Origin of the sequence: Aquabacterium olei, from assembly GCF_003100395.1 — a bacterium.
In the GTDB taxonomy this organism is placed as follows: domain Bacteria; phylum Pseudomonadota; class Gammaproteobacteria; order Burkholderiales; family Burkholderiaceae_C; genus Aquabacterium; species Aquabacterium olei.
In genome coordinates, this window is record NZ_CP029210.1 from 1,291,688 (window position 1) to 1,316,633 (window position 24,946).

General features: G+C 67.3%; 23 protein-coding genes. 11 read left to right on the forward strand and 12 right to left on the reverse strand.

The window, feature by feature from the left end; translation table 11 throughout:
• Positions 1-60: 60 nt before the first annotated feature.
• Positions 61-1,281: a porin gene (locus DEH84_RS05780; RefSeq protein WP_109035600.1), complete on the forward strand. Its 1,221-nt coding sequence runs from the start codon at positions 61-63 to the stop codon at positions 1,279-1,281.
• Between the two features lie 137 nt (positions 1,282-1,418).
• On the opposite strand, the gene DEH84_RS05785 is transcribed toward DEH84_RS05780, so the two are convergent.
• On the reverse strand, positions 1,419-1,976 hold the full coding sequence (locus DEH84_RS05785; protein ID WP_109038237.1) for a DNA-deoxyinosine glycosylase: 558 nt from the start codon (positions 1,974-1,976) through the stop codon (positions 1,419-1,421).
• 27 nt (positions 1,977-2,003) lie between these two features.
• Here DEH84_RS05785 and DEH84_RS05790 point away from each other — a divergent pair, with 27 nt between their 5' ends.
• The gene (locus DEH84_RS05790) at positions 2,004-2,768 is read left to right on the forward strand and encodes a spermine/spermidine synthase domain-containing protein (protein ID WP_342755630.1); all 765 of its coding nucleotides are present in this window, start codon (positions 2,004-2,006) and stop codon (positions 2,766-2,768) included.
• A 1-nt stretch (position 2,769) separates the two neighbouring features.
• Positions 2,770-4,590: a type IV pilus assembly ATPase TfpB gene (tfpB, locus tag DEH84_RS05795; RefSeq protein WP_109035604.1), complete on the forward strand. Its 1,821-nt coding sequence runs from the start codon at positions 2,770-2,772 to the stop codon at positions 4,588-4,590.
• Here the strand turns inward: tfpB and DEH84_RS05800 are convergent.
• Together DEH84_RS05800 and DEH84_RS05805 are read right to left on the reverse strand one after the other, a co-directional pair.
• Positions 4,575-6,935, reverse strand: a complete 2,361-nt coding sequence (locus DEH84_RS05800) for a sensor histidine kinase (RefSeq protein ID WP_109035606.1) — start codon at positions 6,933-6,935, stop codon at positions 4,575-4,577. The genes tfpB and DEH84_RS05800 overlap by 16 nt on opposite strands.
• Positions 6,936-6,942: 7 nt before the next feature.
• Positions 6,943-7,674 carry a LuxR C-terminal-related transcriptional regulator gene (locus DEH84_RS05805; RefSeq protein WP_109035608.1) on the reverse strand — a complete coding sequence of 244 codons (732 nt, stop codon included), beginning with the start codon at positions 7,672-7,674 and terminating at the stop codon, positions 6,943-6,945.
• A 203-nt stretch (positions 7,675-7,877) separates the two neighbouring features.
• Between DEH84_RS05805 and surE the strand changes: the two genes are divergently transcribed.
• The 6 genes from surE to xerD all read left to right on the forward strand — a co-directional run bounded on the left by surE (position 7,878) and on the right by xerD (position 13,673).
• Positions 7,878-8,627, forward strand: a complete 750-nt coding sequence (surE, locus tag DEH84_RS05810) for a 5'/3'-nucleotidase SurE (RefSeq protein WP_109035609.1) — start codon at positions 7,878-7,880, stop codon at positions 8,625-8,627.
• Positions 8,624-9,496, forward strand: a complete 873-nt coding sequence (locus DEH84_RS05815; protein WP_109035611.1) for a protein-L-isoaspartate O-methyltransferase family protein — start codon at positions 8,624-8,626, stop codon at positions 9,494-9,496. The genes surE and DEH84_RS05815 overlap by 4 nt, the downstream gene beginning before the upstream one ends.
• 41 nt (positions 9,497-9,537) lie before the next feature.
• Positions 9,538-10,464 carry a peptidoglycan DD-metalloendopeptidase family protein gene (locus tag DEH84_RS05820; RefSeq protein ID WP_245932695.1) on the forward strand — a complete coding sequence of 309 codons (927 nt, stop codon included), beginning with the start codon at positions 9,538-9,540 and terminating at the stop codon, positions 10,462-10,464.
• Between the two features lie 56 nt (positions 10,465-10,520).
• Positions 10,521-11,963 carry a 23S rRNA (uracil(1939)-C(5))-methyltransferase RlmD gene (gene rlmD / locus DEH84_RS05825; protein ID WP_109035613.1) on the forward strand — a complete coding sequence of 481 codons (1,443 nt, stop codon included), beginning with the start codon at positions 10,521-10,523 and terminating at the stop codon, positions 11,961-11,963.
• Positions 11,964-12,157: 194 nt separating this feature from the next.
• Positions 12,158-12,790, forward strand: a complete 633-nt coding sequence (locus DEH84_RS05830; RefSeq protein ID WP_159098879.1) for a chalcone isomerase family protein — start codon at positions 12,158-12,160, stop codon at positions 12,788-12,790.
• Positions 12,777-13,673, forward strand: a complete 897-nt coding sequence (gene xerD / locus DEH84_RS05835) for a site-specific tyrosine recombinase XerD (protein ID WP_109035616.1) — start codon at positions 12,777-12,779, stop codon at positions 13,671-13,673. Before DEH84_RS05830 ends, xerD begins: the two co-directional genes overlap by 14 nt.
• Positions 13,674-13,694: 21 nt before the next feature.
• Here xerD and DEH84_RS05840 read toward each other — a convergent pair whose 3' ends face one another.
• From DEH84_RS05840 to DEH84_RS19080, 9 genes are all read right to left on the reverse strand, one after another.
• A complete protein-coding gene (locus DEH84_RS05840) occupies positions 13,695-14,138 on the reverse strand; it encodes a CopD family protein (RefSeq protein ID WP_109038239.1) in 444 nt (147 codons plus the stop codon).
• 43 nt (positions 14,139-14,181) lie between these two features.
• Positions 14,182-14,685, reverse strand: a complete 504-nt coding sequence (locus DEH84_RS05845; protein WP_245932696.1) for a nitrous oxide reductase accessory protein NosL — start codon at positions 14,683-14,685, stop codon at positions 14,182-14,184.
• Positions 14,686-14,834: 149 nt separating this feature from the next.
• Entirely contained in the window at positions 14,835-15,350 is a 516-nt protein-coding gene (locus DEH84_RS05850; RefSeq protein ID WP_109035620.1) for a nitrous oxide reductase accessory protein NosL, read from the reverse strand.
• Positions 15,347-16,180: an ABC transporter permease gene (locus DEH84_RS05855; protein ID WP_109035622.1), complete on the reverse strand. Its 834-nt coding sequence runs from the start codon at positions 16,178-16,180 to the stop codon at positions 15,347-15,349. The genes DEH84_RS05850 and DEH84_RS05855 overlap by 4 nt, the downstream gene beginning before the upstream one ends.
• Positions 16,177-17,103, reverse strand: a complete 927-nt coding sequence (locus tag DEH84_RS05860) for an ABC transporter ATP-binding protein (protein WP_109035624.1) — start codon at positions 17,101-17,103, stop codon at positions 16,177-16,179. Before DEH84_RS05860 ends, DEH84_RS05855 begins: the two co-directional genes overlap by 4 nt.
• The gene (locus tag DEH84_RS05865) at positions 17,084-18,316 is read right to left on the reverse strand and encodes a nitrous oxide reductase family maturation protein NosD (protein ID WP_109038240.1); all 1,233 of its coding nucleotides are present in this window, start codon (positions 18,314-18,316) and stop codon (positions 17,084-17,086) included. Before DEH84_RS05865 ends, DEH84_RS05860 begins: the two co-directional genes overlap by 20 nt.
• Before the next feature lie 61 nt (positions 18,317-18,377).
• Positions 18,378-21,011, reverse strand: a complete 2,634-nt coding sequence (locus DEH84_RS05870) for a NosR/NirI family protein (RefSeq protein WP_109035626.1) — start codon at positions 21,009-21,011, stop codon at positions 18,378-18,380.
• The gene (gene nosZ, locus DEH84_RS05875) at positions 21,008-22,942 is read right to left on the reverse strand and encodes a TAT-dependent nitrous-oxide reductase (protein WP_109035628.1); all 1,935 of its coding nucleotides are present in this window, start codon (positions 22,940-22,942) and stop codon (positions 21,008-21,010) included. Before nosZ ends, DEH84_RS05870 begins: the two co-directional genes overlap by 4 nt.
• A 26-nt stretch (positions 22,943-22,968) precedes the next feature.
• Positions 22,969-23,325, reverse strand: a complete 357-nt coding sequence (locus DEH84_RS19080) for a DUF2946 family protein (protein WP_159098880.1) — start codon at positions 23,323-23,325, stop codon at positions 22,969-22,971.
• A 183-nt stretch (positions 23,326-23,508) separates the two neighbouring features.
• Here DEH84_RS19080 and DEH84_RS05880 point away from each other — a divergent pair, with 183 nt between their 5' ends.
• Both DEH84_RS05880 and DEH84_RS05885 read left to right on the forward strand, forming a co-directional pair.
• A complete protein-coding gene (locus tag DEH84_RS05880; RefSeq protein ID WP_109035630.1) occupies positions 23,509-23,916 on the forward strand; it encodes a c-type cytochrome in 408 nt (135 codons plus the stop codon).
• Between the two features lie 5 nt (positions 23,917-23,921).
• The gene (locus tag DEH84_RS05885; protein ID WP_109035632.1) at positions 23,922-24,938 is read left to right on the forward strand and encodes an FAD:protein FMN transferase; all 1,017 of its coding nucleotides are present in this window, start codon (positions 23,922-23,924) and stop codon (positions 24,936-24,938) included.
• Positions 24,939-24,946: the final 8 nt, after the last annotated feature.

Genomic DNA, 24,946 nt, shown 5'->3' on the forward strand with positions numbered 1-24,946 from the left:
GCTCCCCCAACCCGCGGTCCAGCGGGCTCAACCAAACCAAGGTTCAAGACTGGAGACAACATGAAGACTGCCCCCATCAAGTCGATCCTCGCCCTCGCGGTCGCTGCCGCTGCCGCTTTCCCGGCTCAAGCAGTGAGCTTCGAGCAGAACGGCGTCACGCTCGACATCAACGGCACGGTCAACGGGTTCTACGTCAATCGCGAAAGCAAGACGACTGAAGACGGCGTTCGCTCGACGAACAAGACGAGCGGTATCTCCAACGGCTTGCTGCCTGGTTGGATCAATTTTGTGGCCACGGGCAAGGCCAGTGGTTATGACGTGAAGGCGCACGTCAGCTTCGCCCCGGGCATCAACGACAGCTCGAACATCGTTGGTTTGCCGGACGAACAGGGCGGCTACCCCTACTCCCAGATCGATACGCGAAACAACTACTTCTCGTTCGGTACGCCGACGATGGGCACGTTCAAGATCGGTCGCGACATCGGCATGTTCGGTCAGAACGTGATCCTGTCCGACATGACCCTGCTGGGCGTGGGTGGCACGTCCTATGCGGCTGTGCCCTTCAACACCACGTTCGGCATGATCGGCCACGGCTACATGTACACCGGCTTCCAGGCCCAGATCTCGTACCTGAGCCCGAAGGTGTCGGGCTTCCAGGCCGGCGCCGGCCTGTTCCAGCCGAAGAACTACTCCGGCAACGGTGCAAAGAGCCCTGGTCTCCAGGCGATGGCCACGTACGACATCCCGGGCTCGCTGCCCGGCCAGCTTTGGACCGGCATGATCCAGCAGAAGACCGATTGCCAGAGCAAGGGCGTGCCGGCTTGTGGCGGCGATGGCTATACCGCAAATGGCTTCGAGCTGGGTGGCAAGGTGAAGGTCTCCGACTTCGAGTTCCTGGCATATGCCTTCAATGGAAAAGGCCTGGGGCTGTCGACTGTCGGGGCGCAGTTCCTGGGTGGCCGAGGTGATGATGGCCAGAAGACCAAATCGAATGGGTACTTCCTGCAAGCGACTTACAAGCTCGGGGATACCAAGTTTGGCGTCAACTACGGTCAGAACAAGGACGAGGGCTCTGCCGTGAACGCGCTCTATGCGGACACAGGCGCCTTGGCTGGTACCTATTCTGAGCGCAAGAACCAGTCCTACACCCTCGGTGTCTACCACTCGCTGAACAAGTTTGTCACCTTGGTGGGCGAGTTCAACAACGAGAAGATCACGACCAACAACGCGGGCAACACCAAGAACAACACGATCAGCCTCGGCGGCATCCTGTTCTTCTAAGCTCTCGCTTGAGTCGAACGTCTGTCGTCCCATGGCGGCAGACACGCTTCACCGGGGCGCTGGCCAATGGGCTGGCGCCCCGTTTCGTTTTCTGGAAAGCACACGGCGCAGACCGTGAATCAAAGAGGCCGACAGGCTCAGCCCCTGAGCCCCTCCAGCGGTCTCATCACCTCCGCTTGCTCGAACACCGCACGCCATGCGGCCAGCTTGCGCTCGAACGACCACGACGCATTGGCCGGGCTGGTGGAAGGCAGCCGATAGACCGGCAGCCCCAGCGCCTCGGTCACGCGCCGGTGCCGGGCTGATTCCCCGCCGTTGTGGGCGATGGCCCGCAGCGTGGGTGCCTGGCGGATCAGCCCCGGGAGATCGTTGAGCTCGGCGTCCCGAATGGCGCTGTCGAGGCTGCCTTCGCGCGCGCACCTCGCATACACATCCCAGATGGCCAGGCCGTGTGCCCGCACGACCGGCAGGCGCTCGGCATATGGGCGTGCCTGCAGGGCCTCATCGCCGTCCAGCCCCCACAGCGCCGACAGAATGGGCCAGAACGCGTTGCGCGGGTGAGCGTAATACTGCTGGGAAGCGAGCGAGGCCACCCCCGGAAAGCTGCCCAGAATCAGCAACCTGGCGCCCGCGCCCACCACCGGGGCGAGGCCCGCCAGACGGGGCGATGCGGGGACAAGGGGTGCGCTGGGCATGGCGTGGCACTGTGCCACACTCACCTGGTGAAACGAAAGCCCCGACTCCCCGAGGCCACCCTGTCCGAGCAGGGCGGTCTGCGTTACCTCCATCTCGAAACGCCCTGGATCCAGGGCGCGATGCGCATCCGCCAACCTTTGAAGCTGGAGCTCGAGTACATCCAGCGCATGATGGCCTGGACACTGCTGCGTGAGCCCGACACCGTGCCCGAGGCCCGTACGCTGCAGCTCGGTCTGGGCGCCGCGGCCCTGACGAAGTTCTGCCACAGCGTGCTGCGCGCGCCCACCACGGCGGTCGAGCTCAACCCGCAGGTGATCGCCGCCTGCCGTGCGTGGTTCCATCTGCCCGACGACGACGAGCGCCTGACGGTGATCCAGGGCGATGCCGCCCGCTTCGTGGCCGATGACGCGCATGTGGCCGCCTTCGATGCCATCTGCGTCGACCTGTACGACCATGAGGCGGCCAGCCCGGTGCTGGACGACGAAGCGTTCTACCGGGCGTGCTGGCAGGCGCTCGACGACGGCGGGGTGATGAGCGTGAACCTGTTCGGTCGCGACGTCAGCTTCGACCGCAGCGCCGCCCGCATCGCCGCGGCGTTCGGTGCCGAGCGCGTGGCGATGCTCAAGCCCACGAGCGACGGCAACACCATTGTCCTGGCATGGAAGGGCTTTGACCTCCCGCCGCGCGAAGTGCTGGCCGAACGTGCCGAATCTTTACAGACCCGCTGGAATCTGCCTGCGCGAAAATGGGTCAAATTGCTGTCTCGCTGCACCCCGTCACCTTCTGCCTGACATGAGCGCCTCTTCTGCGTCCGCCCCCGCGCCCGGTGCGCCCCCGGCATCCCGCCGCACTGCCGTCCCGCCCAAGGGGCCGCTCGAGTGGCGCCTGCTGCTGCAGTGGCTCACCGAAGATGGCGTGGTCAGCGTGCGCGACGCCGAGAAGGTGGCCCGCCGCTTTGCCGCCGGCGACAGCGCCCAGCACCCGCTGGTACGCCTGGCCGGCATGGGCCTCACGCGTGCCGACAACGGCAACCTGCTGGAGCTCGAGCCGCTGACCGAATGGCTGGCTGGCCGTGTCGGCATGCCCTACCTGCGCATCGACCCGCTCAAGGTCGACGTGGCGCGTGTGGCCGAGATCATGTCCATCAACTACGCCGAGCGCCGCAAGGCGCTGCCGGTGCAGCTGACGCTGACCGAAATCACCATCGCCACCAGCGAACCGCTGGATGTGGACTGGGTCGAGGAGATCCTGTCCCACACGAAGAAGAAGGTGAAGCTGGTCGTCTCCAGCCCGCTCGACCTGCAACGCTACCGAACCGAGTTCTACACGCTGGCCAAGTCCGTCAAGGACGCCAACAAGAAGACCGGCGACTCGGTGGCCCACAACTTCGAGCAGCTGGTCGAGCTGGGCAAGAGCAACCGCCAGCTCGACGCGAACGACCAGGGCATCATCCAGGTCGTCGACTGGCTGTGGCAATACGCCTTCGACCAGCGCGCCTCCGACATCCACCTCGAGCCGCGCCGCGAGATGGGCGCCATCCGCTTCCGCATCGACGGCGTGCTGCACACCGTCTACCAGGTGCCGCTGGCCGTGATGCAGGCCATGACCGCCCGCATCAAGCTGCTCGGCCGCATGGACGTGGTCGAGAAGCGCCGCCCGCTGGATGGCCGCATCAAGACCCGCAACCCGGGTGGCGATGAAGTTGAAATGCGTCTGTCCACCATGCCCACCGCCTTCGGCGAGAAGCTGGTGATGCGCATCTTCGACCCGGACAACACGGTCAAGTCGTTCGAGGCACTGGGCTTTGCCCCGAGCGAGACCCAGATCTGGGAACAGCTGGTCGCACGCCCGCACGGCATCATCCTGGTGACCGGACCGACCGGCTCGGGCAAGACCACGACGCTGTACTCGACGCTCAAGCGCGTGGCCACCGACGAGGTCAACGTCTGCACCATCGAGGACCCGATCGAAATGATCGAACCCTCGTTCAACCAGACGCAGGTGCAGCCCGCCATCGACCTGGGCTTTGCCGAAGGCCTGCGCGCGCTCATGCGGCAGGATCCGGACGTCATCATGGTGGGGGAAATCCGTGACCTGGAAACCGCGGAGATGGCCATCCAGGCCTCGCTGACCGGCCACCTGGTGTTCTCTACCCTGCACACCAACGATGCGGCCTCGGCCATCACCCGCCTGACCGACCTCGGCGTACCGAGCTACCTGATCAGCGCCACCGTGATCGGCGTGCTGGCCCAGCGCCTCGTGCGCACCCTGTGCCCGCACTGCAAGAAGCCCGACGATGCTGTGCGGCCCGAGATGCTGGCCGAGGCCATCAAGCCCTGGCGCCTCAACGGGCACATCCAGCCCTACAAGCCGGTCGGTTGCCTGGAATGCCGCATGACGGGGTTCAAGGGCCGCGTCGGCCTGTACGAACTGCTGCCCATCAGCGAGGCGCTGCGCACCGCCATCCACCCGCACATCGACATGCCGCGCCTGAGGCAGATGGCGGCCAAGGAGGGCCTGCGTCCGCTGCGCCCGGCCGGGGTCATGAAGGTGGCCGAAGGCGTGACGACGCTGGAAGAGGTGCTGCGCAACACGCCTCAGTGGGAGACCTGATCTTCCAGGGCTGCGGGGCCCGGCCCGGCAAAGGGCTCGACCACCACTTCACAGCGGATGCCGTTGGGCTCGGCTTCCACCCAGCGCACGCTGCCCCCCAGTTGCTTGACGCGCTTGCGCACACCGCCCAGGCCCAGCCCGTGGGACCAGTTCGAGGGCGTTCGACCGATGCCGTTGTCTTCCACCGTGAGGGTGAGGCGGTCTTCCGCCAGCGACAGGTGCACGGCGATGTGCGTGGCTCGCGCGTGGCTCAAGGCGTTGCTCACCAGTTCGCGCAGGATGCGGGTCAGGGCCGACCACTGCACCATGGTCAGCGCCACGTTGGTGTCGGCGCTGAAATCGAAGTCCAGTCGGCACTCGGCCACGCTGGCGCGGTGGTGCAGATCGCGTTTCCATTCGGCGGCGGCCTCCATCAGGCTGTGTGATTGCGCTGCCAGGCCGCGGGTCAGCGTTTTGAGGTCCTGGATGGTGTGCCGGATGTACTGCTCGATCTCGGGATTCGGGGCCTGGTACATCAGCGTGAGCAGGCGTGCGCCAATGTCGTCGTGCAGGTCCTGCGCGATGCGCAGCCGCTCTTCGGTGCGACCCTGCTCCACGGCCTGATCGAAGTTCAGGGCGCGCTGGAGCTGCTCCACGATGCGCTCGGCCAGGCTCGCATCTTCCAGCGTGAACAGGCGCCGTCCTTTGTGCGCGTGCTGCAGCACCAGCACGCGGCCCGGCTCCGGGCTGCCGCCATGCAGCCTGGGCATGCCCACCAGCAGCACCGCACCGTTGCCGCGCAGGCAGGCAGCCTGCAGTGCCCCTTGCGCGATGCTGGCCTGCAAGGGGTCGAACAGCTCGCGCATCAGGCGCAGCATCGACGCATCCAGCGTGTCGGGCTGGCGCTCCACCTCGCGCGCGATCCGATAGAGGTGCTGGAAGAGCTTCTCCATCGAGAGCGACTCCCGCCCCGGCAGCAGCGTGAGCAGCCAGCGGCGCGCCACCATGTACACGCCCACCGCCAGAAACAGCGACAGCGTCATGGAGGTGAACTGCCCCATCGAGAACACCGCGACGAACAGCAGATCGAGCGACGCGGCCACCGTGCTGGACGCTGCCAGCAGCGAGAACTCCTGCAGCACCTGCCTGGTGCGCGACAGATAAGGCGACAGCAGCAACTCCGTTGCCACGAAGACATGCCAGATCATCGCGCCGTACACCGCCAGGTGGCGCTGCAGATCGGGCCGGCTTCCGCCCAGCGCGATCGCCGCCGTCAGCGCCATCCCGGTGGTGATGGACATCAGCGTGAAACGCCGCATCACCAGCGTGAACGGGTGGGGCGCCAGGTGTTGCCCCCGCGTCATCAGCGCCACCGAGGTCACCAGCAGCAGGCCGGCACCGATCTGAACGGCCCACCAGGCCGCCTCGCGTGGCAGCCCCTGGTACGCGCCCCAGGCCGTGGCCGCAGCCAGGCTCCAGGCGGTCCCGGCCAGGCCGACCCAGCCGGGCTGCCGGTGTGGGTGAGTGACCGCCACCTGCACGAGCGCGGCCGCACTGCAAAGGTCGCAGGCCACGCGCACGTGCAGGTCCAGCCGAATCAGCCAACCCGGTGCAAAGAAATCGAGGTTGCTGTGGAGCGCCATCAGCATGAGCTGTGCGCTTTGCGCCGTCGTCAGCACGGCGAAGGCGGCGTTGCGGGCCTGAAGGCCGGCCAGCAGCACCACGGCCCCCACGAGGAAGACCGCCAGGGCGAGGGCGGCCAGCAGCCAGAACAGCGCACTGACGCCGGCCCAGCCACGGGGCGCGATCAGCAACGGCTCTTCGGCCGTGTGCGCAAAGCGCAAGTGGGCCACGAGGCCATCGGGTCGCCAGTGGGCGCGCACCCGGTCGATCTGCACATGAAAGCGTTCGAGCCGGTCTCGCTCCAGAGGGGAGGGCATCCACCGCGCCGACTGCTGGAGCAGCAGCATGTCCGTCGGCAGGCTGATCGGCAAGCCGGGCCCGATGTCGGGCGGTGGGTCGATGCGCAGCCCCACCAGCGCCTGGCCCTCCAGCTTGCGCAGCGTGGGGTAGTCGACCGACTGCAGCGTCAGGTGCCCGTCGCCCGTGGCCTTGAGGGTGACCGGCAGCCGCGGCTGCTGGGTCAGCCACCACCCGCAGGCGGCCACCGCCAGGCAGCTGCCCACCACGATGAACACCAGCAAACGCAGGCGCCACCCGATCCACCGCGGGCGTTCCGTGGTGCGCTGCAGCGCCTCTTCCAGCGTGGGCCAGTGCGCCGCGGTGTGTCGCCCCAGCAGGCCGTCGAGCCGGCTCGGGGCAGGGGCGTCGTGGCCAGCTTCGTGAAGGCGGGCCGCGTTCGACATGGCCGGCTCAGACCAGGCCTTGTTTGCTCGCCAGCACCGCGGCCTCGGCGCGGCTCGAGACGTTCAGCTTCTTGTAGATCGACTTGATGTGGTCGTTGACGGTGAACCACTTGATGCCCATCAGCGACGCGATCTCCTTGATCGTGAAGCCCTTGCTGAGGTAGGTCAGCACCTCGCTTTCGCGCGGGGTCAGGCGCTCGTGGTCCAGCGGCGCAGGCGCTGTGGCTGGCGACGGGGCACCTGGTGCGGGTGGCTCGGCCACGCCGTGCCCGTTGCCGGCCAGCCCCTCGCCGCTGCGGAAGTGGTTCAGCAGCCGGCGGGCAATGGCGGGCGACAGCGGGGGTTGGCCGCGCACGATCTTCTGCAACTCCTCGACAAGCACCTCGAAGCGGTCTTCCTTCAGCAGGTAGCCGTCGGCGCCGCATTGCAGCGCCGGGAAGAGGTGCTCGTCGTCGGAGTAGAGCGTGGTGACGATGCGGGTGGCGGGGTAGCTGGACAGCTCCGTCAGCAACTCCAGGCCGCTGCCATCGGGCAATTCCAGATCGACCATGACAAGCTGGAACGGGTCGGCCGACGGGGTGGCCCGGCCCCCCGGCGCATGGCCCAACAGCCGGCGGGCGGCATCGAGGTCGCTCGCCTCGGTGATGCTGTCCACATCGCTGAAGCTTTCGCGCACGACGCGGCACAGAAAGCCGCGCGCGACCGGGTTGTCTTCGAGAATCAATACCTTGACAGCCATGGAATTCCTCCCGAGTCCATTGGTCGGCCTCCGGGCTGAGTTGGTGGGCCCGGGCTGAACCGCCGCTCGGGGATCTCGTCCAGCGGACGAGTGGGGAGATGTGTACCCGGTAACTTTACATGCAAGCCTGGGTTCGGCGGACACCCGGTGCACCGAATCAGGGGGCGCCGTGCTGCGGGGCGTTGCGCTCCTACAATGCAAGCATGCGAATTCTCATTGCCAACGATGACGGGTACCTGGCGCCTGGCATCGCCGCGCTGGTGGAAGCCTGCCAGGGTCTGGGCACGATCGACGTGTTTGCCCCCGAGCGCAACGCCAGTGGCACCTCCAATGCCCTGACGCTGCACCAGCCGCTGAGCCTGCATACGGCGGCCAACGGGTTCCGCTATGTCACCGGCACGCCGTCCGACAGCGTGCACCTGGCGCTCACGGCAGGGCTCATTCCCAAGCCCGATCTGGTGCTCTCGGGCATCAACAACGGCGCCAACATGGGCGACGACACCCTGTACTCCGGCACCGTGGCTGCGGCCACCGAGGGATATCTCTTCGGCGTGCCGGCGATCGCGTTCTCGCAGGTGGTCAAGGGCTGGCACGCCCTGGATGCCGCTGCCCGCACCGCGCGCCGCATCATCGAGCACGTGCTGGCCCACCCCCCGGCCGAATCGCCCTGGCTGCTCAACGTCAACATCCCGAACCGGGATGACGCCGACACGCTGCCCTGGGCCATCACCCGGCTTGGGCGCCGGCATGCCAGCTTTCCCGCCGTGCCGCAGACGAACCCGCGGGGCGACCTGTTCTACTGGATCGGCCCGGCCGGTGAGGCGCGCGAAGAAGGCGAGGGCACCGATTTCCATGCGGTGCGCCACGGCCGGGTGTCGATCACGCCGTTGAAGGTCGACATGACGGATCACCAGCGCATGCCCGTCTGGCAGGGCTGGGCCGGCCAACGATGAGCCACGGCCACTCGGACAAGCCGCGCCGCTTTCCGCTGCAGCTGAATCAGGTTGCGACGGCGCGTCCGGCCGCGTCCCGCGCGACCCCGACCGTGGCCGCCCGCGAGGTGCTGCGGCCGCAGACCCCGCTGGCGCAGGCCGAGCAGGACCGCCGACGCGCGCACACGCCCGGCGGCGTGGGGCTCGATTCCGTGCGGGTGCGCGCCCGCATGGTGGAGCGGCTGAAGGCCGATGGCCTGTCCGACGCGCGCGTGCTGGCCGCCTTTGCCGCTGTGCCGCGCCATCAGTTCGTCGACACGGCCCTGGTCAACCAGGCCTATGAAGACACCAGTCTGCCCATCGGGCTGGGGCAGACGATTTCCAAGCCCTCGGTGGTGGGGGCGATGATGCAGCTGCTGTGCGAGCGGCCTGACGGGCCCGTGGCGCGCGATGCGGCCCGGCCGCTGGGCGTGTGCCTCGAAATCGGCACCGGGTGCGGCTACCAGGCAGCCCTGCTGGCGCTGCTGGCGCGCCGCGTGGTCTCGATCGAGCGGGTGCGCGAACTGCACGTCAAGGCCCGCGCCCACCTCGACGCGGTCGAGCCCGCCCTGCCGACGCGCGTCGACATCCGCTTGCTGTTTGGCGACGGCATGCTCGGCCACGCGCCAGGTGGGCCCTACGACACCATCATCGCCGCCGCCGGAGGGCAGGCCTTGCCCCAGGCCTGGCTCGACCAGCTTGCGCCCGGAGGCCGGCTGGTGGCCCCGGTGGACGACGGCCGACCCGGCGCACAGGTGCTGACCATCGTCGATCGACTGGCAGACGGCACCTACCAGACCCGCCGCGCCGGGGCCGTCCTGTTCGTGCCACTAAAATCCGGCACCACATGATGTTTCGTGGCCCTGGAACGATCAGGGCTCCACAGCGTCCCATGCACATGATTTCTACATTCAGGTTGGCGGCCACGACGGCGGCCTTGCTCGTCCTGGCCGGTTGCGCCTCGACGAACCACAAGGCGCCCGTCGAAGAGCGCTCACGCCCCACGGGCTCCCCCTCGGCTCCATCCACGACGGCGCCTGCCAAGGCCTTGCCCGGCGCGGAAAACGCCGGCAAGCCGGGCTACTACACCGTCAAGCCCGGCGACACGCTGATCCGCATCAGCCTCGACTCCGGTCAGAACTGGCGCGACCTCGCGGCCTGGAACAGCCTCGAGAACCCCAACCTCATCGAGGTGGGACAGGTGCTGCGCGTGGTACCGCCGACGGCCGACCCGGGCTCCGCCTCGGCGGTGGCTTCGGCCAAGCCGCTGGCGCCGCCTTCACGCATCGAGGCCCGCCCGCTGGACAGCAAGACCCTGCCCGGCACCGCCAAGCCCGCCAGTGGCGCAGCTTCTGCCGCCGCCTCGGGCGCAGCGGCCGGTGCCGCGTCGGGCGGGCAACCTGCTTCGGCGGCCGATGCCGGCAAGGACAAGCCGCGCGACAGCGGCACGGACGAGCCCAACTGGACCTGGCCGGCCGCGGGCCCGATGCTGGGTGGCTTCGAAGAAGGCCGGCGCAAGGGCCTGGCCATCGGCGGCAAGGCCGGTGACCCGGTGTTTGCCGCGGCAGACGGTCGCGTGGTGTACGCAGGCTCGGGCCTGCGCGGGTATGGCAACCTCGTCATCATCAAGCACACTGGCGACTACCTGACGGCCTACGCGCACAACCAGACGTTGCTGGTCAAGGAAGACCAGTCGGTGCGCCGCGGCCAGAAGATTGCCGAGATGGGCTCGACGGACGCCGACCGCGTCAACCTGCACTTCGAGATCCGCAAGCAGGGCAAGCCCATCGACCCGGCCAAACAATTGCCGGCTCGCTGAGCGCGCGCAGGGCTGGCCGGCCCGAAGAGCCGGGCCAGTCCTGAGACAATATCGGGATGAGTGCCTCTCCCGAAACCCCTGTCACCGAAGCGCCGGCGCCCGTGCAGCCGGCCATCAGCCTCCCGCCGGTTGCACCCGGCCAGGAATGGCTCACCGTCGAATCGCTTGATCTGGATGCCCAGGGCGTGGCCCACCGGGCAGACGGCAAGGTCGTGTTCATCGAAGACGCGCTGCCCGGCGAGGTCGTGCGCGTCAACGTCGGGCGCCGCAAGAACAACTGGGAGCAGGCCACGCTGGCCGAGATCCGCCGCGAAAGCCCGCTGCGTGTCACGCCCCGGTGCACCTTCTTCGGCCTGTGCGGCGGCTGCAAGATGCAGCACTTTCACGCCAGCGCCCAGGTGGCCGTCAAGCAGCGTGTGCTGGAAGACAACCTCTGGCACCTGGGCAAGGTCAAGCCCGAAACCCTGTTGCGCCCCATTGAAGGCCCGGCCTGGGGTTACCGTTTCCGCGCCCGTCTGTCGGTGCGCTATGTGGCCAAGAAGAACACCGTGCTGGTCGGCTTCCACGAGCGCAAGTCCCGCTATGTGGCCGACATGACGAGTTGCGAGGTGCTGCCCCCGCATGTGAGCCGCCTGCTGGTGCCGCTGCGCGAGCTGATCGGCGCCATGGACGGGCGTGACCGCCTGCCGCAGATCGAAGTGGCCGTGGGCACGCGCGTGACCGTGCTGGTGCTGCGCCACCTCGAGCCGCTGAGCGCCGCCGACGTGCAACGCCTGAAGGACTTTGCCGCCACGCACAGCCCGGCCGAAGGCGGCCAGACCACCCTGTCGTGGTGGCTGCAGCCCAAGGGCCCCGACACCGTGCATCCGCTGGACGAGACCGCGCCCACGCTGGACTACACGCTGCCCGAATTCGGCATCACCATGCCGTTCAAGCCCACCGACTTCACGCAGGTCAACCATGCGATCAACCAGGTGCTGGTCGGCCGGGCGCTGCGCCTGCTGGCCGTGCAGCCCGACGAGCGTGTGATCGACTGGTTCTGCGGTCTGGGCAACTTCACGCTGCCGCTGGCCACGCAGGCCCGCGAAGTGCTGGGCATTGAGGGCAGCGAGACCCTGGTGGCCCGCTCCCGCGATAACGCCGTGGCCAACGGGGTGGCCGAGCGGACGAGTTTTGTGGCCCGCAACCTGTTCGAGATCACGCCGCAGGAACTGGCCGGTTATGGCCACGCCACGCGTTGGCTGGTCGACCCCCCGCGAGAAGGTGCTTTCGCCCTCGCCAAGGCCCTGGCCGACCTGCACCAGGATCCGACGCTCGTGCCGGACTGGCAGCGCCCGCAGCGCATCGTCTACGTCAGCTGCAACCCGGCCACGCTCGCGCGGGATGCCGGGCTGCTGGTGCATCAGGCGGGATACCGCTGCACGGCCGCGGGCGCGGTCAACATGTTCCCGCACACGGCGCACGTCGAGAGCATGGCCGTGTTCGAGCGCGCGGACTGAGCGGCCGGTTCACCGATCACCCGCAGGGGTGATCGGGCCCGGTCTGCAGGGCCGGCGCCTGCCCGACATAATGGCGGAATGTCGCCCAGGCCCGATGCGGGCTTGACATGACTTCACACAGCCAGCGGGTCCGCTGTGTCAGCCCGCGGTGCCCCTTCCGCGTTGGAGGATGCATGTCCGCTGCTGGAGACTCCGTGTCCCTGACCTCATCCCGAAGCCGTTCGCTGCAGTGCATCCGACGCTGGTCGCTCGCCTTGTGCGTGGGTGGCGTGGGTCTGCTGTCGGCAGGTGTGTTCGCGCCGGCCCAGGCGGCCACACTGGAGGGCCAACGCTTTGACGACACCCTGGTGCTGGCCGACCGCACCTTGCGCCTCAATGGCCTTGGTCTGCGTGGCGTGGCGTGGGTGAAGGCCTTTGTGGCGGGGCTCTACCTCAGCGCCCCCACCCGGGACACGGCCCAGGCGCTGGCCATGCCCGGTCCCAAGCGCATCCGCCTGCAGGTGATGCTCGATGCGCCCAGCAAGGAGCTGACCCGGTCGCTGCTCAAGCGCGTGCACAAGCATGAGCCGGCCGAGGTGCAGCAACGCCTCGAAAGCCGCCTCACCACGCTGGCCACGCATCTGGACGGTGTTGGAGACCTGAAGGTGGGCGACACGCTGGACCTCGACTACGTGCCGGGCCGCGGCGTGCTGCTGCAGCACAACGACCGCCCGGTGGGTACGGCCATTCCGGGTGAAGACCTCTACCGTGCAGTCATGAAGATCTTCGTGGGCGACAACCCGGTGGACGCACGCATGAAGCAGGGGATGATGCGTGGCGGTGTCTGATCCGCACCTCGACCGCTTCATTGACGCGCTGTGGCTGGAAGACGGCCTGAGCGCCAACACCCTGGGCGCCTACCGTCGTGATCTGCAGGCGCTGGCCGACTGGCTGGCGCATGAAGAAATCGGGCGCACGCTGGTGTCGGCCACCGAGACCGACTTGCTGGGCTACACCCTGGCACGTCACAGCGTGACCAAGCCCTCGTCGGCAGGTCGGCGTCTGAGCGTGTTCCGACGCTTCTACCGCTGGGCGGTGCGCGAGCACCTCACATCGCAGGACCCGACCGTGCGGATGGATGCGCCCCGTCAACGCATGCGGGTGCCCGGCACGCTGACCGAGAGCCAGGTCGAAGCGCTGTTGAACGCCCCCGATGTGCATGAAAGTCTGGGGTTGCGCGACCGGGCCATGCTCGAGCTGATGTACGCCAGCGGCCTGCGTGTCAGCGAGCTGGTCGAGCTCAAGTCGGTGCATGTGGGGCTGGACGACGGCGTGCTGCGCATCACTGGCAAGGGCAGCAAGGAGCGGCTGGTGCCCTTTGGTGGCGAGGCCGGCGACTGGCTGCGCCGTTACCTGGCCGAGGCCCGGGCGGTGATCCTTGGCGGGCAGGTGAGCGATGCGCTGTTCGTGACCGCGCGTGGTGGTCCCATGACCCGCCAGATGTTCTGGAAGCTGATCAAAAAGTACGCGATGCTGGCCGGCATCACGCAGCCCCTGTCGCCGCACACCTTGCGGCATGCGTTCGCCACGCACCTGCTGAATCACGGCGCCGATCTGCGTGTTGTGCAGATGCTGCTGGGCCACGCCGACATCTCGACCACGCAGGTTTACACGCACGTGGCGCGGGAGCGCCTGCGCCAGCTGCACAGCCAGCATCATCCGCGCGGTTAGGCGCGGCCTGGCCGCGGTGGCTCACGCAAAGAGCCCGCCCCGGAACGACACGCCAACGACCACGAACAGCACCGAGGTCACCGTCACGATGCCGATGCGGCGCCCCATGGCGGGCAGGGTCTGTGCCGTAAGGCGGGGGATAACACGCAAGCGGGCATCAAGCGCAGTGAGCACCGTCACGGCCAGCAGCGCGAGCTTGGCCGCCACCAGCGTGGCGGGCCGGTCGGCCAGCGACAGCCACCGCCCCATGTCGGGCACCAGTGTGTGCGCCATCCAGAGGCCGGTCAGCACCTGAATGATCAGCGCAGGCATGCCGATGCGTTCGTATGCCGACTCGAAATCGAGCAGGATGCGGACATCGCCTTGCTTCAGCGCCCGCGGCAGCACGGTGGTGGCGAGGACGAGGTGACCGCCCGTCCAGACGGTGGCGGCCAGAATGTGCAGAAGGAGAACGGTGCTGTACATCGCCATGCAGGGAGAAGCCGGGGCCGTTCGATTGTCGGTGCTTTCAGCGACCGGGCGGACGGGCGCCGTGTCGATGGGGGGCCTGCCTGCGCAGCGCGTCGGGCAGCGCGCGCCGCAATGGGGCCGCCGAGAGGATCTGGCCGCCGTGGCGTCGGGCAAAGGCTTCGGCGTCGGACCGTGTGCGGAATGGCGGCAGGTTGCCGGCCCGCATGGGTCCCAGCGCGTCCGAGCCGTGAACGAACCAGGCCGAATCGAGGGGCAGCCAGGTGCCGGTTTCGAAGTCCTGAACGTAGCTGGCGCGCACCTCGGTGTGCAGGCGTCCCCGGCTGTAGCGCCCCACGTCCTGCAGGTACAGCAGCAGGCTCACCGGCGAGTCGAAGAAGTAGGCCGCCCCGTCGTCGAAGATGAGCTGGGCGGCCCAGCGCGGCGTGCGCGCCGGAAACATGCCGCACACCGGGCAGCGTGCGTCCTGCGGGATGGGGCGGGCGGCATGGCGGGGCAGGCCGGAGCGGGCGTCGTAGGTGTGCGGCAGGATGCTGCGGCACACATCGGCCTCCGCTGGCGATGGCGGGGCAACCGAGGCGGATCGAACCGCGCCAGAGCCCGGCATGAGCGTGGCAACCGCCAACAGGGCGCCGCCTGCGAGCCACCATCTGACATGTGGCCGGCGGAGGGCCGATACCACGGGGGTGTGCATCACATCCGGCCGTCGTGCTGGGCGCCGCCGCTGAGGTCGGCCATGTCCGGGGTGACGTCGGCAAACTTCAGCACCCGTCCACCGAACTGACCGGCGAAGGCCTGGGCGTCGGCCGCGCTGGTGAAACTGGCCAGCGTGGGGCCCATGGAGCCATGGCGCTTGCTGCCTTGCACATAGAAGCCCTTGCGGGCGTCGAACCAGTGGCCGCGCGGCTGGTCCCAGTCGGCCTTGGCCATGTCCTGCACGTACACCGCCAGGATGGGGCGGGTCTGCTCGGGCTTGAGTAGTGCAGAGAACATTTCCACCGTGTCACAGAACCAGTGCGGCTGGGCATCGCCCTGGTAATGGATCTGCGCCTTGGGGCCGGGGTAATCGGCCAGCAGCATGCCGTCCAGGTCGCAGGTCGAGCCGGCTTCGATCTCGGCGGCGGCGATAACCTGGTCAGGCTGGCGTTCGCAGGCGCTCAGGACGAGGGCAGCACCGGCCAGCAGCAGGAATTGTCGGCGGGGAATCATGGTCGGAATCTCCAGGCAGCCAGACCGAGTGGCGCGGCAATCCAGGCGAGCATGGCGCCGCCCAGCAGCCAGGGATTGGCGAGGGCGGGCGGCACGATGCTGGTCAGCCCGTAGAGGGTGCGCATGTCGTCCAGCGAGAACACATTGAGGATGCGGAAGAGGTCGGCCGGGTTGCACAGCAGCAGCCAGGGCAGGGGCTCGCCACCCAGCCGGCCAGCACTGGCCACCAGCACACCGAGGAGCAACAAGTCGAACACCAGCACGAGGGCGAACCACAGCATGATGGCGAGCCCCGAGGCGCGGGCGCGGTCGTGTGCCAGCACCGAGATCAGCACCGCCAGGCTCAGAAAGGTCAGGCCGAGCATCCAGGCGCTGGCCACGAAGCCGGCGTAGTGGTAGAGGCCCGCCCACCCGAACTGGCGCCACAGCAGCCCGCCCACGAGCGTGAAGCCCGCCAGGGTGGACAGCGTGAGCGCCATCGCGAGGCCGAGGTACTTGCCGAGCAGCAGCTCCTGCCGCGTGATGGGCAGCGACAGCAGCAGATCCAGTGAGCCCCGCTCGCGTTCGCCCACGATGGCGTCGAAGCCGAGCAACAGCGCGATCAGCGGCACCAGGTAGATGACCAGGCTGACGAGGCTGGCAATCGTGAGCTCGATGGAGGTGGGGCCGACCTGGCCCTGCGCGGCAGCGCCGAAGTAGGTGATGAGCAGCGAGGCCACCGTGAAGACGAGGGCGACGACCATGACCCAGCGGTTGCGCAGGCGGTCGCTGAACTCTTTGCGTGCCAGCGCGCGAATCTGGCGCCATTCGAGTAGACAGGTGGCACTCATGCGGCCCTCCGGAGACCGAAGAAGAGGTCTTCGAGCGAGGGTTCATGAATCTGCACATCGTCCACGCCGGTGCCGCTCGCCATGAGCACCTGCAGGACGCGCAGCTTCAGCGCGCGGGCGCAGGTCACCTTGAAGCCCTCGGCCTGCAGAGCGACTGCGGTCGGCTGCAGGGCGGCAAGCCGCTCGATCAGTGCCGTGGCGGCGCCGGGGGCAGCCCGCACGTCGATCGTGAGCGGCAGGCTGCTCTGCTCACGCAAGGCGGCCACGCTGCCGCACGCCAGCACGCGGCCGCTCGCCATGATGGCGAGTCGGTCTACACGGGCCTCCAGCTCGGCCAGGATGTGCGAGGTGATCACCATGGTGACGCCACGTCCGCGCAGGACATCGAGCTGCGCGTAGAAGTCACGTGTGGCGGCGGGATCGAGCCCCGTCGTGGGTTCGTCAAGAAACAGCAGGTGGGGCTCGCCGAGCAAGGCCTGCGCAAAGCCGAGGCGCTGGCGCATGCCTTTGGAGTAGCCGCGTATGGGTCGCAAAGCGGCGTCCTTCAGGCCCACCTGCTCAAGCAGTGGCTGGCACGAGGTCAACGGTGCGCCCTTCAGTCGCGCGAAGAAGTGCAGGGTTTCCAACCCGTTGAGGTTGTCGTAGAGCACGAGGTTCTCGGGCAGGTAGCCGATGCGACGGCGGGCATGGCGGAATGCGGAGCCATGCACCGGGCTGCCCGCCACGCGCAGTTCGCCGGAGGTGGGCGCGATGAGCCCGAGCATCAACTTGAACAGCGTGCTCTTGCCTGCACCGTTGTGCCCGATCAGGCCGAAGAGTTCGCCGCGTCGCACATCGAGGTCGACGCCGTCGACGGCATGGACCGCGCCATAGTGCTTGCGCACCTGCCGCAGGGTGATGGGGTCAGGGTCGGGAGGGGTCAAGCCAGTGGCTCCATTCGGTATGGTGGGGACGCAGGCGAGGGCTGGGGTCGACCACGCTGGGTGCACGCAGCACAGGGAACTGCTGGCTCAGCAGGCGCAAGGCCTGCACGGCCGGACTGCCGAGCAGGAGCTTCATCGTGGGATAGCGCCATTGCAGGCGGTCGACCAGGTCATTGGCCTCGTAGGGCACGTCGCCCAGGCCGTTGCCATCGCGGTCCCAGCCCAGGTAGTTGCTCCAGTGGTTGCCCAGCTCACCGGGCTGTCCCGGGGCAGGGCCCCATCGCTCATCGCGTGAGCCCAGGTAGCGGACTTGCTCGCCGTTGGCGATGAAGTCGTTGCCCTGCACCACGTTGCGGGTCGAGCCGGCGGCCAGGTGCACGCCCGTTCGGTTGCCGATGACGAGGTTGCCGCGAAGCGTGGCGTACTCGACGTCGTAGATGAAGAGGCCGCGCTCGTTGTCGGCCACCACGTTGCCCTCGATCAAGGAGTCCTGCAGCGTGCGCAGCATGATGCCGTGGTCCGCGTTGGCCCAGGTGCGGTTGCCTCGCACAACCTGATCTCGCACCTCCATCAAGGCCAGGCCACCGCGGTTGCGGTAGCTGTCATTGCCCTCCCAGAGGTTGTGGTACGAGTTCATGTAGTGGCTGCCGTAGCGGCTGTGGTGCAGCTTGTTGCCCTTGAACTCGGCGCGATGCGACACATCGATGTACAGCGCATCGCGCACGAAGCTGATCTGGTTGTTCAGGATGCGGGCGCCCGTGGTGTTGTAGAGCTGAATGCCGTTGCCCCGCTGAGCGGAGTTCAGCTCGCGGAGGCCGGTGATGACGTTGCCTTCGATGCGCACGTCGTTGGCCTTCTCGATCCACAGGCCGAAGAGGTTGTAGGTCAGATCACACCCGCGCACCACGGCGCGGTGTGCGCCGGGCTGAAGGTAGATGCCCGCATGCTGGTGTTTCAGACTGTGGCCGGAGTCGCGCACGATCAGGCCTTCGATCAGGACATCGGGGGCCGTGACCCGGATGGTGTCCGCCTCGAATCCCCCGCTCAGCGTGGGTCGTTGCAGGCCTCGCAGGGTCAGGGGCCGGTCCACGCGCACCGGCCCGCTGTAGCGGCCTTTTTCGATCTCCAGCACGTCACCAGGGCGCGCGCGGTCGATGGCGGCCTGGATCGATTCGCCAGCATGCACGCGCACAGTGGCGGCATGAGCGGCCATGGTGCCGAGCGACAGCAGCCCAGTCAGCACGACGGTCAGAGCGTGGCGATGCAGCACGGCCTTACCCCAGCCAGCCCATCGCCTTGAGGACCAGGAACAGCGTGGCCCCGACCAGCAGGTTCTTGAAGCCGACGTAGCTCAGCATGTCCATCCAGGAGGCATGTCGGTAGTTCGCCTGCCACCACGGGCCGTCCTTGACGTAGCGGCGGCCTCCCATGCGGATCAGCACTTCGTACACACTCCAGCCGAACCACCAGCCGATCAGCGCGCCGGACGACAGGCGCCCGGTGGCAGCGAGCAACCACGCCACGCTGGCCACGATGGCCAGCGAGAGCCCCGCGATCTGCAGTGCGCGGTGGTGGCGCCAGCCGTCCCGGCTCCAGGGCCACAGGTGGTCTCGTACTTCCAGCATGGCCCAGCGCAGGCCCCGTGTGCCGGTGGCGTACGGAGGTGTGACAGCGTCGGTGGGCCAGCGCGGATCCGGCCCCTGCGCCACCTTGTCGCTCATGCGCACTGGCTCGGCCGCGATGGGGATGAAGTAGCCGTTTTCGCCGATCGGGGTGATCAGCAGGCGATCGCGTTCACGGCGCTTGCGCTCCTTCGACAGCGGCGGGCAGCCGTGCTGGTCGGTGTAGAGCACCATGCAATCCAGACAATGCAGGCATTCGCGATGGTCGATGCGGCCCTTATCGTCGATGGCCAGCGAGCCGCAGCCCACCGCACATGCCTTGCAGCTGTTGCAGTCCTGCTTGCGGCGCAGGCCGAACCACCGGAAGGTGCTGGGCATGGCCAGGGCGGCGCCCAGCGGGCAGATGTACTTGCAATAGGGCCGTTCGATGAACAGCGACACACCCAGCAGCACGCACACGAACAAGCCATAAGGCCAGGCGCGGTTGTGGATGCCGACCAGGAACGTCGTCTTGAAGGGCTCGACCTCGGCCAGCATCTCGGCCAGGCCCATGGAGAACATCGACACCGTCAGCAGGCCAAAGAAGACTGCGTACTTGAGCCACTTGAGTCGGTCGTGTACCGGGCGTGGCAGGTGGCCTTGCCAGCGCTGGAGTCCCACCTTGCTGCCGATCTTGTAGAGCGCCTCCGACAGCGATCCGAAGGGGCACATCCAGCCACAGAACAGCCCGCGTCCGAACAGGAACACGGTCAGGATGATGAAGATCCAGAACACGAAGATGAACGGATCCGACAGGAACAGGGACCACGTCCACTGGAACAGCACCGAGTGGAACCACGTGAGCACCTGCGTGATGCTGGGCTGTGCCATGACACCGAAGCCCACGAACACGATGCTCAGGGCCCATGCGCTGTACTTGAATGCGTTGACGGGCCACTTGTTCTTGTGGGTGGACAGGCGCGTGAGCCGTTCACGCATCGCGTACACGATGGTCACCGCCACCAGCAGCGCCACGAAGAGTCCGATGGACACGGCCCGGGTGCGCCACACGCGCTGCCACGGTGCCTCGTCTTCCGTCACTTCGGGGCGGCCGCCTTCGAGCATCTCGGCCGGCAGCCAGTAGCGGGCATCGAAGCTGGCGAAGCTGCGCGCGCCGGTGGCGCGGTCCACGCGGTTGCCCATGAAGCTCAGCTTCCAGGGGTAGGCGGCCGAGAAGCCCTTGGCCCGAACGATGAAGATGGCCGATTCGTTGTAGTCGGGGGCGCCCTGGGCGCTCAGGCCGTACAGGTTGAGGTAGTCCAGGTCACGGAACGTGTAGGCGTCGTGCCCCTGCTTGATCTGGACACGGTCATAGATACCGCCGCGCACAAAGCCCGAACCCTTGAAGGATTCTTCACCGCCGGTGCGGATGACGAAGAAGGCGCGTTCCCCTTCCTTCAGTTGCCCGTGCAGGCTGGCCCAGCCATCCTGACCCAGCAGGCTTGCGCCCAGATCGGGCTGGTTCAGATCGCCAAACCAGAGTTCGATGAAAGGCTCGCTGCCACGCGCCAGACCGACCTGTTCAGGCTTGACCAGCAGGCGCTGCACCGCGCCCATCTTGACCAGCTCAGGCCAGGACCAGCGTTGGCCCGTGGTGTGAAAGCGTGCGGCGGGGCGCACATCGGGTGCCAGGATGCCCACCTGCCGCGCGACTGCCGCGCCAGACAAGCGCATCACCTGGTTCTGGGCGATGACGGTGACGGTGGCCCCCGAGATGGCGTCGACGCCCAGCACGCCTTCATCAGGCCGCGAGGGGCCGACTTCGATCTTGTCCTTGACGGACTTGCCAAGGTACTGGTTGTTGAACTTGATCAGCGCCGACTCAGGGATGCCCAGCAGCAGGATGGGCTCCGAGTGCTTGAGCACCTTGACCCCCACATACCGGCCCTGCATGTCCATGCCGATCAGTGTGACCACCGGCTTGCCGGAATAGGCCGGCGTGTCCGTGATGTCGGTGGAGAGCATCACGTAACCCAGCAACGGCTTCTTGCCGGCCACGGCCTCACCATAGGCCTGCACATAGGGCGGCTGTCCCGTGCGCTCGGAAAAGCTCTTCGCGCCGGGGAACACGTCATGGCATGGCACGTGCGCGCACAGGTCGCGCACGGTGCCCAGATCGTCCGGCAGGGCTGCCTCATAAGCACCCGTTGCAGCCTGCGCAACAGACACCAGGGACAGAAGGGCCAGTGCAGCCAGCGTGCGCAGCACCAGGCGAGCCCAGCAGGAACGAACTGTGTGAAACATCATGCCTCGACGATCATGCGCGTGCGCATTTCAAGGTGCAGGGCATGGCAGAAGTGCGTGCAGTAGCACCAGAACACGCCAGGCTTGTCTGCGATGAACGTGACGGAGGCCGTCTCCTGCGGGTTCACGATGAAGTTCACGTTGTACTTCGGGATCGCGAAGCCGTGGGTCAGGTCTTCGACCTTGTCCAGGTTGGTCAGGATCAGCGTGACCTCATCGCCCTTCTTGAGCTTGAACTCGCGCAGGCTGAAGGCGGGCGCCTGTGATGTCAGCTTGACCGTGACCTTCTTGCCCTGACGGAACACGCCCGATTCCTTCGGATCGCGGATCGCCAGCGGGAAGTCGTCGTGCGAGTAGATCTGCTTGGGCTTGACGATGTCGCGCTTGAAGATGATGAAGTCGTGCGGCTCGCCGCGCACCGGGTGGTCGGCCATCAACTTCATCTTGTCGCCCGAGATGTCGATCATCTGTTCGTTCTCGGGGTGCAGCGGGCCCACGGGCAGGAAGCGGTCCTTGGAGAACTTGCAACCCACGGCGAGGTACTTGCCATCGGCAGCCTTGGTCTCCGAGTGGCTGGCGTTCAAGTGGCCAGGCTGGTATTGCACATCAAGGCGGTCGACCACGTACTTGGCGCTCTTGTCGCCCGCGTGGAACTTGATGGCGGCGTCCACGTTCCACTTCACCACCTGGCTGTCCAGGAAGAGTGTGGTGTAGGCATTGCCGCGGCCGTCGAAGGCCGTGTGCAGGGGGCCCAGGCCCAGCTCGACCTCGGCCACGATGGCCTTGTCGATCTCGGCCAGCTTGCCCTCAAAATAGTCCAGCACCTTGGCCAGTTCGATCACGGTCGCGGTGGGCGAGAGCTTGCCGGCGCAGATGAAGTACTTGCCATCGGGGCTGGCGTTCACGCCGTGCGGGTTCTTGGGCACGGACACATAAGCGGTCAGTGCGGTCTTGGGGTCCTTGTTGGCCTCGCGCGTGCCGTCCACCACAGGCACCTTGGAGTCGCCGATGGTCTTGAACTTGCCGGCCTTGACGGCGGCTTCGATGCGGCCCACGTTGAAGAACAGGCAGGCATCGCGTTCGGCCGACATCATGTCTTCATAGTGCGCACCCATCTCGATGTTGTACTGATTGGTGGCCGCGAGCTTGCCGTCGTACGAGGTGGCCACCAGGTCGCAGTTGCCGTCGATCAGCACCTGCCAGCGCACTTCCATGGTCTCGGCGTCCACGCACGTGAACATCGAGCGGTACTTGCTGTCGTCGTCGGTGCCGACGTTGTTGGGCAGCGGGATGGCGAACTCGCCGCCGCAGAACACGCGCGTGGTGTAGTTGATCTTCGGGTCGACCGGGTCGGCCTTGTCCGGGAAGATGCCGTGAAAGCCCTGCACATTGGGCAACTCGGTGATCTTGTCGCAGACGAAGTAGTCCAGACGGATGCGGGCAATGCGCGAGTTGATCTTGTCGTTCACCCAGGCATAGCGGCCGTCGTAGTTGCCATCCTTGTACGACGCGTGCGTGTGGTGAGTGTCGGCGACCGTGTAGCGCAAGGAGCCATCGGGCTTGGTGCCCATGATCTTCTTGGACTCGTTGGTGATGCCCCAGCCCACGAGCGCATCGGGGTTGAACACGGGGATGCGCAGGATTTCGCGGCCGGACGGCAGGCCCAGCACGCGCATGTCGCCGGTGTGGCCGCCGCTCCACAGGCCGTAGTAGGTGTCGAGCTCACCGGGCTTGATGTGCACGCCGGATTCGGCTGCGTTGCCCGCAGGGCCTGACCCCGCGGCCGATGCCGCCGGGGCTGCGCCCACGCCCTTGTCCGTGCAGGCCACGGCGCCCAGGGCGAGGCCCGAGAGCGCAGCGCGGCTCATGAACTGACGGCGTCCCTGACCGATGGTCTCGGGGTTCTGCGGCTTCTTGATCTCTTGGTCTTTCATGATGACAACCTTTTGTTTGGCTTGACTCAGACGGCAGGAGGACCTCGTGCCGGTGGTGGCACAAGGCGTTGGTGAAAAGCGGGAGAAGAAGGCAGCGTGACCGCGACCGACGCGGTGCGCACGAGCCTGGGTGGCGTCGTTGAAAAGGGCGGCGGCGAGGCGTCCGATGGCATGCACTGGCCGCATTGGCCGTGCTGGTGCGCGGCCCCACCCGGGGCGTCCTGATCGATCTTGACCACGCTGACGATCGCCCCACCACCGCGGCAGATGGTGTCGAGCGTGAGCGGCCTGAACAAGGGGGCGGCCATGCTGTGTCCCCATGCCATCAGCACGACCACCACGACCCAGGTGGGCAGGCGACGTACGAGGCGAAGGATCGACATGGCGGCGGATGTGACTTGCAAAAAGCATCCGCATCGTCGGAGTCCCGAGGCGCGGTGTCCTTGAACCAGTTCAAGATTCACCAAGGTCCAACAAGGCCTGCGGCTTCTGAGGAAATGCGCTTGGCGGCGCAGTCGGCGGCGTTCCAGAATCAGGCGACTGAACCGCGCTTGTGGAGACGCACCATGCACATTCGAGAACTGACCCTGATCACCCTGGCCGCGCTGAGCCTCATGGCTTGCAGCAAGCAGGAACAGGCGCCTGCCGCCGCCCAGAACACGCCGTCGGCCAGCGCGACCGCCACCGAAGCTAGCCCGCCGCCGGCTCCAGTGGCCGAGAACACGCTGGGCAAGAGCGTGTATGGCAAGACCTGCGCGATGTGCCACGCAGCCGGGGTGGGTGGCGCGCCGAAGCCCGGGGACAAGGCCGACTGGGGCCAGCGCCTTGCACAGGGCGAAGGCGCGCTTTACCAGCACGCCCTTGAAGGCTTCACGGGGGCGAAGGGCATGATGCCGCCGCGGGGGGGAAGCCCCGCGTTGAAGGACGAAGAGGTCAAGGCCGCGGTTGACTACATGGTGGCGCAGTCGCGCTGAATGCCATGGCTGCACAGCTTGGTCTGACGCGCAGGCAGTGGCTGGGCGCGACGCTGCTGATTCCGCTCTGTGGCGCCCGCGTGGCTTCGGCGCACAGCGCTGCCAGCCACGACAGCCGCACGATGATGGGCACCCGGGTCGACATCACCGTGCAGCACCACGATGCCGCCTTGCGTGAGAACGCGATGCAGGCAGCGTGGGCAGAGATGGGGCGCCTGGTGGGCAACCTCAGTCGTTACGAGCCCGACAGTGTGGTCGCTGTGCTGCAACGGCATGCCGGTCGCACGCCAGTCCGCATCACGCCCGACGTGATGCATGTGCTGAACGAAGCCCGGTCGCTGTCCCGCGTCAGTGGCGGGGCCTTCGACATCACGGTGGGGGCGTACGCCGGCTGGCGCTTCGACGCAGCGCAGGCCGCCATGCCGACGCGTGCGGAGCTCGCGCAAGCGCGCTCGCTGGTCGACCACCGCGACGTGGTGCTCGACACCGACCATGGCACGGCCTTCCTGCGTCGGCCGCACATGCTGCTCGACCTTGGCGGCATCGCCAAGTTGCCCATCCTCCAGGCCGGCATGACCGTGCTGCGCCTGCACGGTGTGCAGAACGCGCAGATCAACGGCGGAGGGGATGTGATCACCGCCGGGCGGTGGCAGGGGCGTGACTGGCGTGTGGGCATCCGGGACGCGCACGCGCCCGAGCGAATCGCCGGTGTGGTCACGCTGCGCGACGGCGTGGTGGTCTCATCGGGGGACTACGAGCGGTGCTTCGAGCGTGGCGGGCAGCGCTATCACCACATCCTCGATGCCCGAACCGGCATGCCGACACAAGGGCCGCACGGCGTGGTTCTGGTGGCCCGCGATGGGGCTGCCGTCAATGGCCGTGGCGCGGCCCTCATGGCGGCCAACCCGGCACAACGTGCGGCAATCCTGCGCGACCTTCAGGGCCGGGCAGACGTCCTGATGTTCGAGCGCAATCGCACACGCTGGCACACCGCCGGCATGGCGCGGTGGCTCAACGCCTGATCCAGCGC

Coding starts and splice junctions, on each gene's coding strand:
- DEH84_RS05780 (WP_109035600.1), top strand. CDS start 61: ATGAAGACTGCCCCCATCAAGTCGATCCTCGCCCTCGCGGTCGCTGCC.
- DEH84_RS05785 (WP_109038237.1), bottom strand. CDS start 1,976: ATGCCCAGCGCACCCCTTGTCCCCGCATCGCCCCGTCTGGCGGGCCTC.
- tfpB (WP_109035604.1), top strand. CDS start 2,770: ATGAGCGCCTCTTCTGCGTCCGCCCCCGCGCCCGGTGCGCCCCCGGCA.
- DEH84_RS05800 (WP_109035606.1), bottom strand. CDS start 6,935: ATGTCGAACGCGGCCCGCCTTCACGAAGCTGGCCACGACGCCCCTGCC.
- DEH84_RS05805 (WP_109035608.1), bottom strand. CDS start 7,674: ATGGCTGTCAAGGTATTGATTCTCGAAGACAACCCGGTCGCGCGCGGC.
- surE (WP_109035609.1), top strand. CDS start 7,878: ATGCGAATTCTCATTGCCAACGATGACGGGTACCTGGCGCCTGGCATC.
- DEH84_RS05815 (WP_109035611.1), top strand. CDS start 8,624: ATGAGCCACGGCCACTCGGACAAGCCGCGCCGCTTTCCGCTGCAGCTG.
- DEH84_RS05820 (WP_245932695.1), top strand. CDS start 9,538: ATGCACATGATTTCTACATTCAGGTTGGCGGCCACGACGGCGGCCTTG.
- rlmD (WP_109035613.1), top strand. CDS start 10,521: ATGAGTGCCTCTCCCGAAACCCCTGTCACCGAAGCGCCGGCGCCCGTG.
- DEH84_RS05840 (WP_109038239.1), bottom strand. CDS start 14,138: ATGTACAGCACCGTTCTCCTTCTGCACATTCTGGCCGCCACCGTCTGG.
- DEH84_RS05850 (WP_109035620.1), bottom strand. CDS start 15,350: ATGATTCCCCGCCGACAATTCCTGCTGCTGGCCGGTGCTGCCCTCGTC.
- DEH84_RS05855 (WP_109035622.1), bottom strand. CDS start 16,180: ATGAGTGCCACCTGTCTACTCGAATGGCGCCAGATTCGCGCGCTGGCA.
- DEH84_RS05865 (WP_109038240.1), bottom strand. CDS start 18,316: ATGGCCGCTCATGCCGCCACTGTGCGCGTGCATGCTGGCGAATCGATC.
- DEH84_RS05870 (WP_109035626.1), bottom strand. CDS start 21,011: ATGATGTTTCACACAGTTCGTTCCTGCTGGGCTCGCCTGGTGCTGCGC.
- nosZ (WP_109035628.1), bottom strand. CDS start 22,942: ATGAAAGACCAAGAGATCAAGAAGCCGCAGAACCCCGAGACCATCGGT.
- DEH84_RS19080 (WP_159098880.1), bottom strand. CDS start 23,325: ATGTCGATCCTTCGCCTCGTACGTCGCCTGCCCACCTGGGTCGTGGTG.
- DEH84_RS05880 (WP_109035630.1), top strand. CDS start 23,509: ATGCACATTCGAGAACTGACCCTGATCACCCTGGCCGCGCTGAGCCTC.
- DEH84_RS05885 (WP_109035632.1), top strand. CDS start 23,922: ATGGCTGCACAGCTTGGTCTGACGCGCAGGCAGTGGCTGGGCGCGACG.